At 38.9% G+C, this 17560-nt stretch carries 20 protein-coding genes; 4 read left to right on the top strand and 16 right to left on the bottom strand.

Annotation, left to right across the window (positions count from 1 at the left end; genetic code table 11):
* Positions 1-56: 56 nt before the first annotated feature.
* The 11 genes from ADH81_RS02965 to tsaB all read right to left on the bottom strand — a co-directional run bounded on the left by ADH81_RS02965 (position 57) and on the right by tsaB (position 8322).
* Positions 57-899: an amino acid ABC transporter substrate-binding protein gene (locus tag ADH81_RS02965; RefSeq protein WP_045762539.1), complete on the bottom strand. Its 843-nt coding sequence runs from the start codon at positions 897-899 to the stop codon at positions 57-59.
* A 103-nt stretch (positions 900-1002) separates the two neighbouring features.
* Positions 1003-1326: an AzlD domain-containing protein gene (locus tag ADH81_RS02960; protein ID WP_049526398.1), complete on the bottom strand. Its 324-nt coding sequence runs from the start codon at positions 1324-1326 to the stop codon at positions 1003-1005.
* The gene (locus ADH81_RS02955; RefSeq protein WP_049526396.1) at positions 1316-2011 is read right to left on the bottom strand and encodes an AzlC family ABC transporter permease; all 696 of its coding nucleotides are present in this window, start codon (positions 2009-2011) and stop codon (positions 1316-1318) included. Before ADH81_RS02955 ends, ADH81_RS02960 begins: the two co-directional genes overlap by 11 nt.
* 161 nt (positions 2012-2172) lie before the next feature.
* A complete protein-coding gene (locus ADH81_RS02950) occupies positions 2173-2847 on the bottom strand; it encodes a CPBP family intramembrane glutamic endopeptidase (protein WP_049526394.1) in 675 nt (224 codons plus the stop codon).
* Between the two features lie 120 nt (positions 2848-2967).
* Positions 2968-3636 (bottom strand): CPBP family intramembrane glutamic endopeptidase, encoded by a 669-nt coding sequence (locus ADH81_RS02945; RefSeq protein ID WP_049526392.1) that lies wholly within the window; start codon positions 3634-3636, stop codon positions 2968-2970.
* An 11-nt stretch (positions 3637-3647) separates the two neighbouring features.
* Entirely contained in the window at positions 3648-4325 is a 678-nt protein-coding gene (locus ADH81_RS02940; protein WP_049526391.1) for a CPBP family intramembrane glutamic endopeptidase, read from the bottom strand.
* Positions 4326-4445: 120 nt separating this feature from the next.
* The gene (locus ADH81_RS02935; protein ID WP_049526389.1) at positions 4446-5114 is read right to left on the bottom strand and encodes a CPBP family intramembrane glutamic endopeptidase; all 669 of its coding nucleotides are present in this window, start codon (positions 5112-5114) and stop codon (positions 4446-4448) included.
* A 115-nt stretch (positions 5115-5229) separates the two neighbouring features.
* A complete protein-coding gene (locus ADH81_RS02930) occupies positions 5230-6093 on the bottom strand; it encodes an XRE/MutR family transcriptional regulator (protein WP_049526387.1) in 864 nt (287 codons plus the stop codon).
* Between the two features lie 111 nt (positions 6094-6204).
* A complete protein-coding gene (gene tsaD, locus ADH81_RS02925; protein WP_049526385.1) occupies positions 6205-7215 on the bottom strand; it encodes a tRNA (adenosine(37)-N6)-threonylcarbamoyltransferase complex transferase subunit TsaD in 1011 nt (336 codons plus the stop codon).
* Positions 7205-7642, bottom strand: coding sequence for a ribosomal protein S18-alanine N-acetyltransferase (gene rimI, locus ADH81_RS02920; RefSeq protein WP_049526384.1), 438 nt, complete (start codon positions 7640-7642; stop codon positions 7205-7207). The genes tsaD and rimI overlap by 11 nt, the downstream gene beginning before the upstream one ends.
* Positions 7639-8322, bottom strand: a complete 684-nt coding sequence (gene tsaB / locus ADH81_RS02915) for a tRNA (adenosine(37)-N6)-threonylcarbamoyltransferase complex dimerization subunit type 1 TsaB (protein WP_049526382.1) — start codon at positions 8320-8322, stop codon at positions 7639-7641. The genes rimI and tsaB overlap by 4 nt, the downstream gene beginning before the upstream one ends.
* 172 nt (positions 8323-8494) lie before the next feature.
* Between tsaB and cibA the strand changes: the two genes are divergently transcribed.
* Both cibA and cibB read left to right on the top strand, forming a co-directional pair.
* Positions 8495-8677, top strand: a complete 183-nt coding sequence (cibA, locus tag ADH81_RS02910; protein WP_045762528.1) for a fratricide two-peptide bacteriocin subunit CibA — start codon at positions 8495-8497, stop codon at positions 8675-8677.
* A gap of 1 nt (position 8678) precedes the next feature.
* A complete protein-coding gene (cibB, locus tag ADH81_RS02905; RefSeq protein WP_049526380.1) occupies positions 8679-8822 on the top strand; it encodes a fratricide two-peptide bacteriocin subunit CibB in 144 nt (47 codons plus the stop codon).
* Positions 8823-9190: 368 nt separating this feature from the next.
* Here cibB and ADH81_RS02900 read toward each other — a convergent pair whose 3' ends face one another.
* Entirely contained in the window at positions 9191-9397 is a 207-nt protein-coding gene (locus ADH81_RS02900) for a hypothetical protein (protein ID WP_000487063.1), read from the bottom strand.
* A gap of 418 nt (positions 9398-9815) precedes the next feature.
* Between ADH81_RS02900 and ADH81_RS02895 the strand changes: the two genes are divergently transcribed.
* Both ADH81_RS02895 and rnjA read left to right on the top strand, forming a co-directional pair.
* The gene (locus tag ADH81_RS02895; RefSeq protein ID WP_000639568.1) at positions 9816-10049 is read left to right on the top strand and encodes a DNA-dependent RNA polymerase subunit epsilon; all 234 of its coding nucleotides are present in this window, start codon (positions 9816-9818) and stop codon (positions 10047-10049) included.
* Between the two features lies 1 nt (position 10050).
* A complete protein-coding gene (gene rnjA, locus ADH81_RS02890; RefSeq protein WP_045762525.1) occupies positions 10051-11730 on the top strand; it encodes a ribonuclease J1 in 1680 nt (559 codons plus the stop codon).
* Between the two features lie 106 nt (positions 11731-11836).
* Here rnjA and ADH81_RS02885 read toward each other — a convergent pair whose 3' ends face one another.
* The 4 genes from ADH81_RS02885 to ADH81_RS02870 all read right to left on the bottom strand — a co-directional run bounded on the left by ADH81_RS02885 (position 11837) and on the right by ADH81_RS02870 (position 17341).
* Complete coding sequence (locus tag ADH81_RS02885; protein WP_049526376.1) at positions 11837-12715, bottom strand: glycosyltransferase family 2 protein; 879 nt, start codon at positions 12713-12715, stop codon at positions 11837-11839.
* Positions 12716-13042: 327 nt separating this feature from the next.
* Entirely contained in the window at positions 13043-14263 is a 1221-nt protein-coding gene (locus ADH81_RS02880) for a hypothetical protein (RefSeq protein WP_049526375.1), read from the bottom strand.
* A gap of 7 nt (positions 14264-14270) precedes the next feature.
* Positions 14271-15758, bottom strand: a complete 1488-nt coding sequence (locus ADH81_RS02875) for a glycosyltransferase (RefSeq protein WP_049526373.1) — start codon at positions 15756-15758, stop codon at positions 14271-14273.
* A 545-nt stretch (positions 15759-16303) separates the two neighbouring features.
* Positions 16304-17341 (bottom strand): aldose epimerase family protein, encoded by a 1038-nt coding sequence (locus tag ADH81_RS02870; protein WP_049526372.1) that lies wholly within the window; start codon positions 17339-17341, stop codon positions 16304-16306.
* Between the last annotated feature and the right edge of the window lie 219 nt (positions 17342-17560).

Genomic DNA, 17560 nt, shown 5'->3' with positions numbered 1-17560 from the left:
ATATGTCTAAAAGTTGCAAAATCATCCACCTACAAGAGAATGGATGATTTAAAAGCTTATTTAATATCAGCTTCTGCTGGGAGGTAAGAACCACCAAAGAACTGTTGAGATAATTTTTCAAGAGTTCCGTCTTTGTATAGTTCTTGGATGCGTTTGTCAACAAATGATTTCAATTCATCTTGACCTTTTGCAAGAAGTGGGTAAACATAAGGTTGTTGGTCACTTGGAAGTTCGATGACTTTCAAGTTATCCAAGCCTTGGTTTTTGATAACTGTTTCTACACCGATTTTATCAAAAATCTTGTAGTCAAATTGTCCATCGCTCAAACGTCCCATGATTTGTTGGAAGTCAGCTTTTGTATAGTTAAGGACAGTTGGGTTATCTGCGTGTTGTTTGTTGTATTCTTCCAATTGTTTAGCTGATGTTGTTCCTTGAACGACTTCAGTAGATTTTCCACCGATATCATCAAGCGATTTGATGCTGTTGTCATCTTTCTTAACTACGAGAACGTTAGGGTTCTTAGCAGTTGGTGCTGCGTAAAGATATTTTTCTGCACGTTCTTTTGTATAGCTGATGTTGTTAACCGCCATTTGGTAACGATCTGCGTCAAGGCCTGCAAAGATTCCTGACCATTCTGTCTTTTCAAACTTGACATCATATTTGTCAGAGTCTTTAAAGATCGCACGAACAACCTCAATCTCAAAACCAGTCAACTCACCGTTTTCTTCATAGTTAAATGGTTTTGGTGACGCGTTAGTTGCTACAACGATTTCTTTTTTACCAGATGTTGCTTCACCAGATGCAGCATCTTTCTTTTCACCACCTGAGCAAGCTGCCAATACACCCGCGGCAACAAGTCCTAGGGCAGCAAGTGATGAATACTTAACGATTTTTTTCATGATATTTCCTCCAAAATAGAATACAATCTTATCTTAACAGAAAAAAAGGAATTACGCTATTATATGATTTCTATATTTGTGATAGGTTTTCTTTATGGCTGATTTAAAAGACCAAACGTAGGACTGCTATCAAAACCACTCCAAAGAGAACAGTCCCTACCAGATTGCGGTAACGAAAGGCTACAAAGGCCGTTGGAAAGATTGCTAAAAAATCTAACCACTTTATCTGAGGAAGGCTTCCAACTTTTCCTGTCACCACACTTGAAAGAATCAAGGCAAAGATAATAGAAACTGGTAGAAATTTCAAAAAGCGCTCTACGATAGGCGGCAAACCCTTGTACTTGGCTAGGATAAAAGGAATCATTCTTGGAATCCAAGTCACCAAGCCAGAAAAGACAATTGCTAATAAAATATACTTACTGACCATCCAAGACCACCCCCATGGTACAACCTAGCAAGGTCGCAAACAGAACAGCTAATGACTGAGACACCACCGTCAAGAGCAAAAAGAAAGATACAGCTACAACTGCTAAAATTATGAAGAGATTGCGCAAAGGAATCCGTTTTTGCATAATCTGAAACTGGGAAGTAAAAATCCCAATAAACATCCCCACTAGGGCAAAATCTAAGCCAAAAATTTCTGGATTTGGTAGAAGTCCACCTAGAGCAGTTCCGACAACAGTTCCGAAAAACCAAGCTACATAGCTGTTAAGGTTGTTCCCGTGCATCCACATGGGGTTAACCTTATCCGTATGCACCAACTCGCCCATCAAAACGCCATAGGTCTCATCGGTCAAGAGGCTGGACATGCCGATATTGTGCCAAAGACTGGTATGACGAAAATAGGTCGATGCATGCAAACTGAGCAAGAAGAGACGCAGATTAATCAAAAAGACCGTCATGGTAATGGCTGCCACAGGAGCTTGAACTGCAATCAAAGCTATCATGGCAAACTGAGCGCTCCCAGCATAAACAAAGAGACTCATCAGACCCATTTCTACTGGTGTCACATAGGGCGAACCGATAATGCCACAGGCAAGGCCGATGCTAACATAGCCCAGAGCCGTCGGCACCGCAGCCTGCACACCCTCCCAAAATCCTTTTTCTTTCATTGACTTCCTCACTAATCATTCCTTCAGCAACTGTTTTCCAAACAGTCACAGCAAACATTATTATAACATATTCGTAAAATAGAAAAAAGTCTGCTGATTGACAAGAACAGAAAAAGACTGGGACGCCAGTCTCATGATGCAACTTATAAACTATTTTAGATTTAATACCCAAATACCAATAAACTAACAACGATTAAAAATGTATTCCACAAGATATGAAGGGCCATTGGCCAATAAACTGAACGAGTATAACGAAATAGCATACAAAACAAGAGACCTGCTCCTGCATAAACAATGAAGTCTGTTAACACCCAGCCATACTGTAAAACATGGATAAGACTAAAGAGTGTGGAGGAAACGACGACATCAACATAATACTTTTTAAATTTGGACAATGCCGTCATCAGAAGCCCACGAAAAACCAACTCTTCAACGATAGGAGCAATGAGACTGCCATAGAGAATGCGCATTATAAAGTAACTAATTACTGTCAAATTAGTAGCTTCTTTCATGATTTCGCTCCCATTTTGCGTGCTAGGAAAAATCAGAGTCGTTATATTTACCCACACAAACATCAGTATAAAGAAAAGAAAGAAGACACCCAGATAAGCCCAACGGAACTGGAAGCGACCGCATTCTTCCCAACCTTGACTCTTTACAAGAACCACTGTAGCAGCAATCCCCTCAAGAGCTATCAATAAAATTTGTAAGCCATAAAATCCAAAATCTGATAATTGGTTAACAAATTCTAACCTTGCTACAAAATTAAAAATCAAGTAATAGGTGACTATTATCAAAACAGTTGACAAGTAGAATTTCTTATCTTTCTTTTTCATCGTTGATCCTTTTAAGTTTTAGTTACACCGTCTTCCAGCTAAACTTACCCAAATCCCTTTTATCCAATCAGAAGCACCACGATGAGGACTTTTCCCTTGATTTACAATTCTCAAAATCCACTAAAATAACAAAGGCAGAATTTGACCAATGGCATTATCAACTATATGCAGTCCAATAGACCAATAAATAGACTTTGTCACTCTAAAAAAGACTGCCATTATTAGACCACCACCCATATATACGAAAAAGTCTGTCAAGACCCAACCATGACTACTGATATGCAAGATTCCAAATAAAGCAGCCGAACCAAGAACATCCAGTCCCCATTTCTTCCCTTTTTCCAAAGCGGTCATCACCAATCCACGATAGATCATCTCTTCAAAAATGGGACCTGCAATCACTGGATAGAAAAAATACATCAAAAATGCAGTAGGACCTGTAAAAGTAGGAAGATCCAGTTGATAAGAAATTTCATTTTGGGTGGACGGGAAAATAAAAAATGTAACGAAATTCCAAACAAAAAAAGCTAGAAGAGCTAAAAAGAAATAGAAAAGATAGGACACTTTAAATTTTCTGCTATTGATTTGTTGCCATTTTCCTGACCAAATCATGGCAACAAGAGCAAGCAAAACCACAAGAAAATTCAACATCATATCCGAAAAGTAATAGCCAAAATCAGATAGACCAGCAGCCAAGTCGCTGTGTAAAACCAGACGGATGAAGAACTGGTCCGCAATGATAAGTAGAATAGCTACAAACAAGTAGTAACGTGAGATTATCTTTTTCATATATCACCCTTCTAAAATCCAAACACCAATAAGCTAACAATAAGCAAGAAGGTATTCCATGAAGCATGTAAAGCTATGGTCCAATAAATAGAGCTTGTACAGCGAAACATCATGCAAAATATCAAGCCCATTACAAAGTATAGTATGAAATCTGTCGTTATCCAACCATGCTGTAAAACATGCATAGCGCCAAATATGCCAGCAGAAACAAGAACATCAATATAGTAGTTTTTAAATTTAGACAAGCTTGTCATCAAAAAACCACGACACACTATTTCTTCTGCTATAGGTGCGATAAGGCTACCGTAAAGTACACGCGTAATAAAATAGCTAATTCCTGTCAAACTGGTGGCTACTTCCACTACTGTACTTCCGTTTTGCGTACGAGGAAAGATACGAGTTGCTAGATTTGCCCACAAAAATAATAAGAAAAAAGAAAGAATGAAAACACCCAGGTAAGACCAACGAAACTGGAAACGACCATACTCTTTCCAATGTTCACTTTTGACAAAAATAATTGTAGCTACAGTTCCCAGAATAAGTACCAATAAAACCTGGAACACATAGTAGATCTCATCAGACAAAGCTACAGTAATATCTAAGTCTGGTATGACATTAAAAATGAGGTAATAGGTCAAAAGCAACAAGCCAGTTGCTAGATGAAATTTCATTTCTTTCATTTTCTTCATTTAATTACTTCCTATACTATTTTATCGACGACGTCTTAACCACTCACCTGTTGGCTCTACAGCCCAATCAAAAGCACCACGATGAGGACTCTTCACTTGATTTATGATTCTCAAAATCCTCTAAAATAACAAAGGAAGTATATGCCCGATACCGTTATAGACTATATGCAGTCCAATAGGCCAATAAATAGACTTTGTCACTCTAAACAAGACCGCAAATATGATACCGCCACCCATATATACGAAAAAGTCTGTCAAGACCCAACCATAATCACTAATATGCAGAATTCCAAATAAAGCAGCAGAACCAAGCACATCCAGTCCCCATTTTTCCCCTTTTTCCAAAGCGGTCATCACCAATCCACGATAAATCATCTCTTCAAAAATGGGACCTGCAATCACAGGATAGAAAAAATACATCAAAAATGCTGTAGCGCCTGTAAATGTTGGAGCAGCGAGTTGGTAAGCAAGTCCATTTTGGGTAGGTGGGAATAGGAAAAATTTGATGAAATTCCAAATAAATAAAGCAAGAAAAGCTAAAAAAGAATAGAAAAGATAGGGCCCTTTAAATTTTCTACTGTTGATTTGTTGCCATTTTCCTGCTCCTACCATAAAAATAAAAACAAGCAGAATCACAAGAAAGTTCAACATCATATCCGAAAAATAATAGCCAAATTTAGATAGACCAGCAGCAAAATCGTTGTTTAAAACCAGACCACTGAAGTACTGGTAAACAATGACAAGTAGAATGGCTATAAAAAAGTAGTAGCGTGAGATGATCTTTTTCATTCTATTTTCTCCTATACTATGGAATGAAGACAGTATAACACGAAAAATTCCATATTTTAAAAAATCGCATATTTGACATTTTTTCTGATAGGAATTTCACATTTGCGATTTCTAACTAATCGATAAGTGCTTTGTATTGCTGTAAGCGTAGTTCAAAAAGAGCTGTTAATTGTGGATTTTCTAATATTTTCAGAGATTGGATAAAGTGTTCAATCTCTTTTTGATTGCTTCCCTTGGTCTGAAGGAAAACACTCATTTTCTTTAAAAACTGCCACAGTAATTTCTCAAAAACATCGTACGGGCGAAGTATGCTCTCCAACTCGGCTTCAAATATTGGGATGTAGGAGAAAAGCTTACGCTCCATGAGCTCTGAGATGATATTTAGAAAGCAACTTTTCATATACAGTCTATTGTGTGCCAATTCTTTAAATTCCTTGGATTTTTCGAGTAAAGAGGTGGATAAAAAGATCAAATCTTGATTGCTCAAGAAAGGCATGGTATTGCAAAAGATATAGAGTTCAAACCAGGTCCAAGACTCGATAGCATAGAGATAGGTGGTTAAAAACTCACTATCCTCCTCTGCTAGTGGGTAGCTTTTATCCAGTGAATGGATAGCATCTTTAATCACAATAGAGTTCAAACGACGATAGGTCTGCGCCATCTGTTCTTGCTCAATTTCTTTCAACAATTGCTCTAAGCCAGCTATATCTTGATGGGCAAAGCGATCCACAATCCTTCTACCAAATCGCATATGTGGAGATTCTTGGTAGTTGTTGAGCTTGTGCCCAAACTCATCAAAGGTCACATTTATCCCTTGGATAGCTAGGATCAACTTATCCGCAGACAGCATGGACTGCCCTAGTTCAAACTTGGATAGCTGAGAGGCTGTTAGTCCAGCACAAGCCACATCTGACTGCTTAAGCTTTCTAGCCAGGCGCAATTCCTTGTAAAATTCTCCTAATTCCTGTTTTTCAATCATGACCAAACTCCCTTTTTAAGATACTCTTTACTATTCTATTCGTAAAAACTTTTTACTTTTTTAACATATTATAAAATATTTTAGCAAAAAAGCCAGCTTCAAGCTGACTTTTTATTCCATAGTATCAAAAGCAAGACTTGGTTTGGCGTTTAGCTCCAAGCCTGCGAAGTTTTCTTTGTTCCACTCGCTAACGCTAGCATAGGCAATCATTCCCGCATTGTCTCCGCAAAGACGCAGAGGTGGAATGATAACCTTGACGTCAGTGATTTCAGCTGCCAAGCGTTCTCTTAATCCTTTGTTAGCTGCTACACCACCAGCCACGACAAGGGTTTTAACAGGGTATTTCTCCAGAGCTTTCTTGGTTTTAGCCATGAGAATATCCATGACTGCTGCTTGGAAGGAAGCCGACAGGTCTTCCTTGGACAAGCTTTCTCCCTTTTGCTCGGCATTGTGGTGAAGATTGATAAAGGCAGATTTCAAACCTGAGAATGAGAACTCCAGATTATCCTCCTTAATCATGGCACGAGGGAAATCATACACATCCTGCCCCTGATGAGCAAGTTCATCGATCTCACGACCTGCTGGATAGGTCAAGCCCATGACACGTCCGACCTTATCATAGGCTTCACCAACCGCATCATCACGTGTTTCCCCAACAATCTTATAATCACCAGCCTCAGAAACATAGACCAACTCTGTGTGCCCACCACTAACCAACAGAGCTAGCAAGGGAAACTCCAAGGGCTCAACACTTTGAGCCGCCATGAGGTGACCAGCCATGTGGTTCACAGGAATCAAAGGAAGGCCATGAGCCCAAGCAAAGGCCTTAGCAGCTGACAAGCCAACTAGCAAGGCTCCGACCAAGCCTGGTCCATAGGTAACGGCAACAGCTGTCACGTCCTCTTCGGCAATCCCTGCTTCTGCCAATGCCTCCTCGATACAGGCTGTAATGACCTCGACATGGTGACGACTAGCCACTTCAGGAACTACGCCACCAAAACGTTTGTGACTCTCAATTTGACTAGCAATGACATTGGACAAGAGCTCGTTATCGTTTTTCAATACGGCGACACTAGTCTCATCACAAGATGTCTCAAATGCTAAAATATATCTATCCTTCATCTATTTCTCTCTTCATGATAATGGCGTCCTCAACTGGATCATGGTAGTAGGCCTTTCTCTCAGCGATGACCGCCATTTTTTCTTTCTTGTAAAATGCTTGTGCTCGTTGATTCGACTTTCTGACTTCGAGAAAAATCTCCTTGTCTGTCGGTAATTGAGCAAATAAGGCTGACGCGATTCCCTGACCTTGATAGGCTTTTTTGACAGCAATTTGCAGGACTTCTGCTTCAAATAGATTCTCCTGCACAGCTAGAAAGCCAATCACTTCTTCCCCATCATAAGCTAGAGCATACCAGGTCTGGTCTTGGGACAGGTCTGCTTGGATTTGTTCCAGAGTCCAAGGACTGACTGGGTATACATCTACCATGACAGCATAGATGGATTGAGCCAAGTCAGGTTGCTGTTGGATTCGTTTGATTTCTATCATAGGCGTTTGATGTAAGATTCTCCAGACTCGGTGTGATTCTTAAGCCAGTTTTCCTCAGCTTCTACACGCTTGAGGTAATTTGGCACAAAGTCATGCAAGGAGTCTGCTTCCTTGTCCCAGGCCCAGAGGGCTAGGTTAGCTGCATTTGGCAAGGTTTCTTGATAATTAGCCTGTGGTAGTTGTTCTTGAATCTGCTCCACAAATGCTCCTACTTCACCGACAAAGGTTACCCGTTCAGCATCTTTGACTTGTTCCAAAACTTCTGCAAAGGACAGATGCGCCTCTGGAAAGACAGGTTGAGCATTTTCATAAAATCCTGCATAAACATTGTTGCGACGCGCATCCATTAAAGGGACAACCAAACCCTCCTGCTGACTCGGTACCAGAGCTAAAAGGCTAGACATCCCCACTAACTCGATGTTCAGAGTATGAGCCAAGGTCTTGGCAGTTGCTACCGCGATTCGCAAACCTGTGTAGCTACCTGGCCCCTCTGCTACAACGATTCGATCCAAATCCTTTGGCGTCAAATCTAGACTAGCCATCAAAAAATCGATGGCTGGCATAAGGGTAATACTGTGATTCTTTTTGATATTGATTGTCGTCTCGGCAAGAAGCTGCTTGTCCTCTAAAATAGCAAGAGAAAGAGCCTTGCTGGACGTATCAAATGCTAATACTTTCATAACATATTCCTATCTTTTTGTCTGTTTACTATTATACTACAAAAGAAGACACATGGGAATTTTCTTTGTTTTGAAACAAAAATCATGGTGAAAAGAAATTTTCAAAAACATTGCAACTTTTTACCTTCATTTCCGAATATAAAAGTGAACAAGAAAAAAGGAGGAAAGTTCAATGACAAATTTCGAAAATATTGACAATCAATTTGTATCGCTATCTGAAAATGAATTATCAGATATTGATGGTGGTCTCGCTCCCTTGGTTGTCTTTGGAGTAGCAGTATCTTGGAAAGCTATTGCTGGCGGAACAGCACTTGTAGGCTCTGGCTTGGCAGCTGGTTATTTTTTAGGAGGTTAGTATGATTAAAGATTTAGACAAATATCGTGAAATTTCTAATAAAGAATTGCAAGAAATCAAGGGTGGTTTTGGTGTAGGTGTTGGTATAGCTTTATTTATGGCAGGTTACACCATTGGAAAAGATCTCCGTAAAAAGTTTGGATAAGTCATGCTAGATAAAAGACACATTTTTAGAAGGATGAATTTTATTTTCTTCATATCTTACAGTTTGATCAGTATTCTCAACGATTTAAACATTACAACTATACCGTTGCCAATTGATTTATCTGTTTGTATTGTTTTATTTTTATGCTTCAACTCTATTTTTGAACAGAACAATCAGTACTGTAAAAATAAGGATAGGGCCTGAAAATATAATCTCTGTTTGAGGGAAAAATGGACACCGAATTTGAAAAATCCACCCTATCTTAATAGTTGGGGTGGATTTTTTGTGTGCTGATTTCACTATCCTTTTATAACCTATTTAAAAGATAGGCATTCGTTCAATCAGCAGATATAAATAAACAACTGAAGCTAAGCATTCAAACCAAAGTAAAATACAAGCCAAACCACATAGGTTACAAGAAGGAGGAAAATGGAATACAGTGTTACAAAGAGAATTTTCCAGTGTATAGCTGTTTTTCTATGTTCCAACCGAACAAATAGTAGATTGCCACCGTAAACACAAGCAACAAAAACAGCAAATATCAAGAGACGAATCGCGATAGCTAGTTGAAACATAGAGAGCCTCCTTTCTCCAATTCTAAAGGCAAATATTTCAAAATCATCATCTAACGAAAAGGAGCAAATAGCCTCGAAAGGAGTCCAAGCAGTTGTAGCAATATGTAGAATTTCCATCCAAATAGGTGAAACACAAAATCAAGCATAGCTAGTCCTCCTTAATCAAGAAAAACCTCTTTTCTAACTTTATTATAGCACTTGCATCTGATGGCTTCAAATACTTATACAAGGTAAAATGAAACCCATTTCAAGCTCCTTACTTTCATGTTTCCTGCTTTTACTAATTCCCCTTTTTATGTTATAATTGAGGTAATTGTAACGAATCAAGGTCAATAAAGACAAAAAATGAACTGGAATCAAACCAGCTTCAAACTGAGCATTTTTGAATATAGCTGACCTGAAAGCAGAAAGGAAACATATGATTTACAAAGTTTTTTATCAAGAAACAAAAGACCGTAGCCCACGTCGTGAAACAACACGCTCACTATACTTAGACATCGATGCTAGTTCAGAACTTGAAGGACGTATCGCTGCTCGCCAACTTGTCGAAGAAAATCGTCCAGAATATAATATCGAGTATATCGAGCTCTTGTCTGACAAATTGCTAGACTACGAAAAAGAAACTGGCGCATTCGAAATTACGGAGTTCTAATATGGCCTACACTCTTAAACCAGAAGAAGTCGGCGTTTTTGCCATTGGTGGTCTAGGAGAAATCGGAAAAAACACATATGGTATCGAATACCAAGACGAAATCATCATCGTGGATGCAGGGATTAAATTCCCTGAGGATGACCTACTTGGTATCGACTACGTTATCCCTGATTACTCCTACATTGTAGAAAATATCGACCGCGTCAAGGCTCTCTTGATTACACACGGACACGAGGACCATATCGGAGGGATTCCTTTCTTGCTCAAGCAAGCAAACATCCCTATCTATGCTGGTCCACTGGCCCTTGCCTTAATCCGTGGAAAACTCGAAGAGCATGGACTTTTGCGCAATGCTACACTTCACGAAATCAACCACAACACGGAGTTGACCTTTAAAAACCTTAAAGCAACTTTCTTTAGAACAACCCACTCGATTCCAGAGCCATTGGGAATCGTCATCCATACACCTCAAGGGAAAATCGTTTGTACGGGAGACTTCAAGTTTGACTTTACACCAGTTGGTGAACCTGCAGACTTACACCGTATGGCAGCCCTAGGTGAAGACGGAGTGCTTTGCCTACTCTCTGACTCGACCAATGCTGAAGTACCAACCTTTACAAACTCTGAAAAGGTTGTCGGCCAGTCGATCATGAAGATTATCCAAGGTATCGAAGGACGTATCATCTTTGCATCCTTTGCCTCAAATATCTTCCGTCTCCAGCAAGCAACGGAAGCTGCTGTTAAGACCGGGCGTAAGATTGCTGTCTTTGGGCGCTCTATGGAAAAGGCCATTGTTAACGGGATTGAACTTGGTTACATCAAGGCTCCTAAGGGAACCTTCATCGAGCCAAATGAAATCAAAGACTATCCTGCGGGTGAGATTCTTATCCTCTGTACAGGTAGTCAGGGCGAGCCTATGGCCGCTCTCTCTCGTATCGCTAACGGAACCCACCGTCAGGTGCAACTCCAACCTGGTGATACCGTTATCTTCTCATCTAGCCCAATTCCAGGAAATACCACTAGCGTCAACAAATTGATTAACATCATTTCTGAAGCTGGTGTTGAAGTTATCCATGGTAAGATTAACAATATCCATACTTCTGGACACGGTGGTCAACAAGAGCAAAAACTCATGCTCCGCCTCATCAAACCAAAATACTTCATGCCTGTTCACGGTGAATATCGTATGCAAAAAGTCCACGCTGGACTTGCCGTAGATACTGGAGTTGAGAAGGACAATATCTTTATTATGAGCAATGGTGATGTGCTTGCCCTTACTGCAAATTCTGCTCGTATCGCTGGTCATTTTAATGCTCAAGATATCTACGTCGATGGAAATCGTATCGGTGAAATCGGTGCAGCTGTACTTAAAGATCGTCGCGATCTATCTGAAGATGGCGTTGTACTGGCTGTCGCAACCGTTGACTTCAAGTCTCAGATGATCCTATCTGGACCAGATATTCTCAGCCGTGGATTTGTCTACATGAGAGAGTCCGGCGACTTGATTCGCCAAAGCCAACGCATCCTTTTCAATGCTATTCGTATCGCTTTGAAAAACAAAGATGCTAGCGTCCAGTCTGTCAATGGCGCTATCGTAAACGCCATTCGACCATTCCTTTACGAAAATACTGAGCGTGAACCAATCATCATTCCGATGATTCTCACACCAGATGAAGAATAAGAAAAAATTCTCTGAAGTCATAAGACTTCAGAGAATTTTTATTATTTCACGACAAGTTATGTCAAGTATTTTTCTTTAATCAACTATTCTATAAGACTTATAACTCTTACCGCTGCTTACTCTCAATAGCTTTTTTCACCAAAATCTGTTGATAAGCTTCCATATCTCCACGTTTCAATGATTCTTCTTCATGAATGGATAATCGCCATTTATAAGCCTGAATTTCCTTATCCAACAACTGCTGAGGTGCCCCAATCAGATTCAAAATAGTCAGACGCTCTTCAATACTCTTTAAAGGATAAACATCTGCAAGATTAACTGTTCTCGTCACACTTGTAGAGCGTTTTCTATGAATATAAATGGCTTTATTCATATAGGCAATCTTATCTGCTTGAAGGTAAACCTTATAGGTCGTATAATCGTCCTCTACCTTCTGATCCGTTGGATAGACAATATCCTTGAAAAGCTCTGCTTTATAGAGTTTTGCCCATGGAACTGTAAAACACTGGCTAAGATTATACTTGCTATCATATTGATGATGGAACCAGTCAAAAGGACTGTACACTTGTTCAAAATAGTTGTCTGCACCTACATGAATTAAAAAACTTCCCTGATCTTCAATAAACTGAGTAAAATTACCAATTGCAATATCTGCATCCGTTTTTTTCAATAAATCATAAAGGCTTTGGATATGGTCTAACTCTAGCCAATCATCATTATCCACAAAGACAATGTAATCACCTGTCACAGCTTCCAAAGCACGATTGCGACTGGAAGCAACTCCTCCATTTGGCTTATGGTAAACTTTAACACGCGCATCTTGATTTTTATATCGCTGACAAATAGCTGCCGAACCATCAGTTGAGCCATCATTGATTAAAATAACTTCAAGATTTTGATAAGTTTGTTGAAGAATGCTATCTAAACATTTTTCAAGATAGGCTTCTGACATATAAACAGGGACGATAACACTTATTTTTTCCATTTTTGTTTCTCTCTTTATTCAATTTTTAGTCTAGTTTCTTCAAATATTGCTGGATTGAGGCAATCATATCCTCAACTTTATCTACACTGAAGCAAGTAGTTCGAAGCAGTAAACCGACGAGTTCAAGGATAAGCCTCACTAACACGAATCTCAAATGATTCGACTCAGTACAAACATGTAATCATATCTCCCCATACTAAGTTAATGATTGAAATACAAATTGTCACCAAGTGAAATACTAAGCTAAACGCTATATAGTTTTTGATATCTTTATCTAGGAAGATCTATTCTAAAGCTTTCACGATACTTCCCTTATTTATCCGTTATTTAAAAAAGTAACTTCAACTCTTCCCTGGTCACTAAGTACGGATTCATCTTTTGTTTATCATAAGCAGATTGATATTTTTCTGGATTTACAAGTTGAGATAATTCGTCAATCATCTCTGCTACACCATCCCTTGGAAACACATGGTCAGTAGCATAAAACTCTGGTTGGTGACACGTGTCCTTAAAAGCATAAAGGACCATGCCATTTTCAAGAGCTGTACGGCTACCATCAAGTATTTCCTGCGCATGAGAAATATCCAGATAAATGCTACACGTTTGTAAAAGTTTCTCATATATCTCTCTAGACAGGCCTGGGTAGAGATGAACATTTGCATGACAATCCAAATCTAATAAACGCCCTCCCATTACTGTTAGCGCAGCAATATGAAATTCAAAATTCGGTAGGGCAGATACAAGGACTTCAATTTGCTCTAGTTCTTGCGTATCTGTCAAAATTAAAATATGCGGACGAAACTCCCTAAAGGCCCCAAGAAACGTTGGTAGATAAATTAGGGGAAGATTCATATTGTCTGTCTTTAATTTCAAATCTCGAGTCAGTAGTTTCCCACAACGATCTTTTAGATACGAAATATCTTCGACAGATAACTCTTCTCTTATATAAAACATTATCTGATTAGATGAGAGGTTAGGCATATCCCTAAGCAAGCTTATATCCGATAACACTAAACAATCACCTGTAGACAATTGTTTATCTAAAATCAGTTTTCTTGCTTCATCAATTGAAGAAAAGCCTTGTTCCCGACCATTTGCTTCTTGAAAAAGTGCACGATTATGAGATGAAAAAAGATAGAGTTGCTCTTGATTTTCCTGACCATAAATGTCTATCTCTTTTTTTCCACCACTCCAAATCTCTCTATGAAAACAAGTTCCCGATAAATCATAATGATCTCTTGCACAACAAACACCTTTGTTATCATACCATTCGACCAACTCCACCATTTGTGGCCACTGAGGATAGCAGTAAATCTTCCCTTTTTTATTTCCTTCCGCTATGATATCTCCTGAAGAAAGAACCTCCCAAAATCGAGGTAAGGGAAGTTGAGTCATGTGTAAGGGACTCGAATTTTCATGATTAGAAAAAAAACTAGTAAAAATATTGTTAATCGTTAATAGTTTCAGATCCATCCCCATGAGTTCTAAATCTTTTTTTAGGCGATCGTCATCTGAAGACCATTCCCTCGTCAGATAATAATACATCATTTCTTTTTTATTCCCATTCTCTAGTCAAAAATTCATACCATTGTTTTGTTATGCAGTCTGATAAATATTCTTCAGCCAAGCGGTAAGAGCCCTCCCTCAGCTGTTTGATCTGTTTAAAGGCTTTCTCTAAAGCTTTTGTTAAATCAACCACAATTTCCTCATCCGAACAAGCATCAAAAGGAACTAAATAACCATTTTTACCCTCTTGAATAAAGGTCTGATTTCCATAAGGTACATCTAAACCAACAAGAGCTTGTCCAGAACCAATTGCTTCTAACAAAGTTATACCAAAAGTTTCCCATTCCGAGGTAGCCAGGTAAAGTTCATACTCTTTGAAACGGTTTGAAATTGTCTGATGCCCCTTAAGATGGATATAATTTTGTGCTCCTAGATTGGCAATCTCTGCTTCAATATCCTGCCATAGCATCCCTTGACCATATATGTCTAAGTTGACGTCTGGACAAATTTCATGAAAAGCAACGATTGCTTTAATTGCTAGGTCTAATCGTTTTAGACGTACAAATCGAGCGGCGAGCATCACAGAATATGGTTTTCGTTCATCAGCTAGTTGCAACTGGTATAGGGCAGCTACTGGAAGAACGCGAACTTGACCAGTTTTTCCTAGTAATGCTAAATGTTTTTCCAATTCATCCTTCTGTGCTTGCGTTGATACTAAAATACCATCAAATTCTTCGGCATATTGAAAGAGGTAATAATATTCAGAATTAATCTGATCTCCCCAATAATGGATAGAGTGCACAACACAGGATACTTTCGCTTCACCTTTTAAACGTAAAAGAGGGGATGTAAAGGGAAGACCCCCTATACGATCAAGAAATACATGATCCTCTTTACTAAACTGCAACTCTGATAAGACTCGCTCTAAAAATTCAGACTCACTATAGAACCATTCTGCTCCGCACCGATAAACTGCTTCAGTATCCTCACCTGGTTCTTTCTTAATCTCTTCAAAGGCTACTGAACCATCTCTATTATGAAACAGTCGGCGAACAACTCTAGCTACTAGACCAAATCCAGCATCCACTGCTGTGAAAAATTCTGTGAACAGCTTTTTCTTACCATAATGTTCTCTACGAAGTAAACGACCAAATGCATAATAATCTACATAATCCACATAATCCGGTTTTAGACTATTTTTATGCAGAATGGTAATGATACCATCTTGTTCCTGAAAAATCAATTCACAATTATTTTCCTTATATTCAGCAGTCAAATGTAAGAGCTGTTTCATATCATCTATACGGATCCCCAAGCTCATATCACGCTGATCTGTCAACAACATATGTGCTAACAGGATTTCTTCCTCAAGATGACCCAAAGATAGGTAATAGTCCCATTTAAATCGAGGAGGGACTTGTGTAAAAACAAAACAGGCAGGGAGGCCCAAGTCGCGAAAAACCTTCCCACGATATGCTTGAGCAACATCTACACCATTTGGTTCTAAACCAACCATAAGATTAAAAGTGTAAAGCATTCTTTAACTCCAAACTAAACTCTAATCACAAGCATCAAAGCATGGACTCCATAAAAGAAGTGAACTAGCGGATGATTAGATTATCTACTAAAAATCTCTCATTTATCTAACGAATTGAGATAAGCTTTAATCGCCACTACCATCGCTTCAGGAGTTTGTAAAGAAAAAATCTGACTTCCTCCTGTTTGGTCCTTACTAGTATTATCAAAAACTCCAAGTGTTCCAACTCGCAAGCAAGAGAGTTTTTTTCCAAAAATCTTTATAAAAATCTAGTATTTTTTAGTCAAAAGCCTAGATTTATTCCATTTTAATTATACCTTATTTTTATCAAAAGAGCTATCATATAAATAAATCTATTAGATATTATTGTCGCATTCAACTATCAATATAAGTCAATCCTCTTTATTCAGTAAAAATATTTGATATATAGAATTATCTTCTAAACTTTAGATTATTTCCTTATTTTTCAAGAATCAAAAAACCTAAACTCTAACAGCTAGTAAATAACTAACGATTAAAGTCTAGGTTTACTCAAAGAATAATCATTATTTCACGACAAGCTCATAACGTGTTTTGCTGGTGAATGTTTCACCTGCTTTGAGGATGACTTGGTCTTTAAGATCGCTATGAATAGCATCTGGTAAAGCTTGTGCTTCAAGAGCAATTCCATTGTGCTGAATCATTGGCTGACCAGCGATGATAACACTCTCATCCACAAAGTTTGCTGTGTAGACCACAAAGCAAGGAGCTTCTGTCTTGAAGAGCAAGAAGCGACCTGAACCTTGGTCATAGAGGAATCCAGCATTGTCATGTCCTGCAGGAAGAGCAAATGGATGATCCAAACCAGATACGAGTTTGATTTGTTCATCTTCGTCTGCAAAAATATCCTTAAGCAAAGCTCCATTGTAGATATGCTTGACCACATCTCGATTAGCATCTGGGGTTTTAGCTGGGACACCATCAGGAGCAATTGGATAGATGCCTTCAGTGTTCAATTGGAAAACATGACGGTCAATCGTCTGCGTGAAATCACCTGACAAGTTAAAGTAGCTATGGTTAGTTGGATTGACCAAGGTATCCTGGTCTGTCGTTACCTTGTAACTAACTTCGTAGGCACCACTTTCTTCCAAGTTGTAGCTAATCCAGATCTTAAGATTTCCAGGGAAACCTCCAGTCCCGTCTGCTCTTTCTGTGTAAAGAGTCAAGCCATGGTCACTCACCTCAACTAGCTCAAACAAGCTAGAATCCCAACCAGTTGAGCCACTGTGGTTACAGTTGCTAGCGTTGTTGACTTCGAGTCCATAGGTCTTCCCATTGAGTTCAAATGTCGCACCTGCGATACGACCTGCTACTGGACCTACACTTGCTCCATGTTTAGGGCTATTTCCCACATAGCTTTCGAAATCGTCAAAACCTAGGATAACATTGGCAAAATTTCCAGCCTTATCTGGAGTTACATAGCGTAAAATTGTTGCTCCATAGGTCATAATTTCCAGTTGGTAGCCTACCTCCGTTTCAAAACGGTAAGCGAGGACATCCTTGCCATCAACTTTCCCAAATACACGTTCTGTGTATGCTTTCATCCTTCTCTCCTTTTTCTATTTCAATTAAGTAAACAAACCATAGAAAGCGCATTCACGTTCTATGGTTTTATTGTATGATTTACAGATACCTTTGTCAAGAAACCATAAATATTTTCTTAACAAAAGTAGTTCCTTCTATTTCTATCCTATGCTTCTACACGTTCAGTCCATGAAGTAGCTGTTGTTTGAAGTACTTTATTGAGTTCATCAATGTTTTCA

It is taken from the genome of Streptococcus pseudopneumoniae, assembly GCF_001072925.1.
Classification (GTDB): Bacteria; Bacillota; Bacilli; order Lactobacillales; family Streptococcaceae; genus Streptococcus; species Streptococcus pseudopneumoniae_Q.
Note: the sequence above shows the minus strand (reverse complement) of the source record. Positions and strands in the feature narration are given on the sequence as shown.

Excerpts from the sequence above, each read along its gene's own strand:
- ADH81_RS02930 (WP_049526387.1), bottom strand. The coding sequence starts at position 6,093 with ATGATTGAAAAACAGGAATTAGGAGAATTTTACAAGGAATTGCGCCTG.
- cibB (WP_049526380.1), top strand. The coding sequence starts at position 8,679 with ATGATTAAAGATTTAGACAAATATCGTGAAATTTCTAATAAAGAATTG.
- tsaD (WP_049526385.1), bottom strand. The coding sequence starts at position 7,215 with ATGAAGGATAGATATATTTTAGCATTTGAGACATCTTGTGATGAGACT.
- ADH81_RS02870 (WP_049526372.1), bottom strand. The coding sequence starts at position 17,341 with ATGAAAGCATACACAGAACGTGTATTTGGGAAAGTTGATGGCAAGGAT.
- ADH81_RS02955 (WP_049526396.1), bottom strand. The coding sequence starts at position 2,011 with ATGAAAGAAAAAGGATTTTGGGAGGGTGTGCAGGCTGCGGTGCCGACG.
- ADH81_RS02885 (WP_049526376.1), bottom strand. The coding sequence starts at position 12,715 with ATGGAAAAAATAAGTGTTATCGTCCCTGTTTATATGTCAGAAGCCTAT.
- ADH81_RS02875 (WP_049526373.1), bottom strand. The coding sequence starts at position 15,758 with ATGCTTTACACTTTTAATCTTATGGTTGGTTTAGAACCAAATGGTGTA.
- ADH81_RS02895 (WP_000639568.1), top strand. The coding sequence starts at position 9,816 with ATGATTTACAAAGTTTTTTATCAAGAAACAAAAGACCGTAGCCCACGT.
- cibA (WP_045762528.1), top strand. The coding sequence starts at position 8,495 with ATGACAAATTTCGAAAATATTGACAATCAATTTGTATCGCTATCTGAA.
- rnjA (WP_045762525.1), top strand. The coding sequence starts at position 10,051 with ATGGCCTACACTCTTAAACCAGAAGAAGTCGGCGTTTTTGCCATTGGT.
- ADH81_RS02880 (WP_049526375.1), bottom strand. The coding sequence starts at position 14,263 with ATGATGTATTATTATCTGACGAGGGAATGGTCTTCAGATGACGATCGC.
- ADH81_RS02945 (WP_049526392.1), bottom strand. The coding sequence starts at position 3,636 with ATGAAAAAGATAATCTCACGTTACTACTTGTTTGTAGCTATTCTACTT.
- ADH81_RS02940 (WP_049526391.1), bottom strand. The coding sequence starts at position 4,325 with ATGAAGAAAATGAAAGAAATGAAATTTCATCTAGCAACTGGCTTGTTG.
- ADH81_RS02960 (WP_049526398.1), bottom strand. The coding sequence starts at position 1,326 with ATGGTCAGTAAGTATATTTTATTAGCAATTGTCTTTTCTGGCTTGGTG.
- ADH81_RS02950 (WP_049526394.1), bottom strand. The coding sequence starts at position 2,847 with ATGAAAAAGAAAGATAAGAAATTCTACTTGTCAACTGTTTTGATAATA.
- ADH81_RS02965 (WP_045762539.1), bottom strand. The coding sequence starts at position 899 with ATGAAAAAAATCGTTAAGTATTCATCACTTGCTGCCCTAGGACTTGTT.
- ADH81_RS02900 (WP_000487063.1), bottom strand. The coding sequence starts at position 9,397 with ATGTTTCAACTAGCTATCGCGATTCGTCTCTTGATATTTGCTGTTTTT.
- tsaB (WP_049526382.1), bottom strand. The coding sequence starts at position 8,322 with ATGAAAGTATTAGCATTTGATACGTCCAGCAAGGCTCTTTCTCTTGCT.
- rimI (WP_049526384.1), bottom strand. The coding sequence starts at position 7,642 with ATGATAGAAATCAAACGAATCCAACAGCAACCTGACTTGGCTCAATCC.
- ADH81_RS02935 (WP_049526389.1), bottom strand. The coding sequence starts at position 5,114 with ATGAAAAAGATCATCTCACGCTACTACTTTTTTATAGCCATTCTACTT.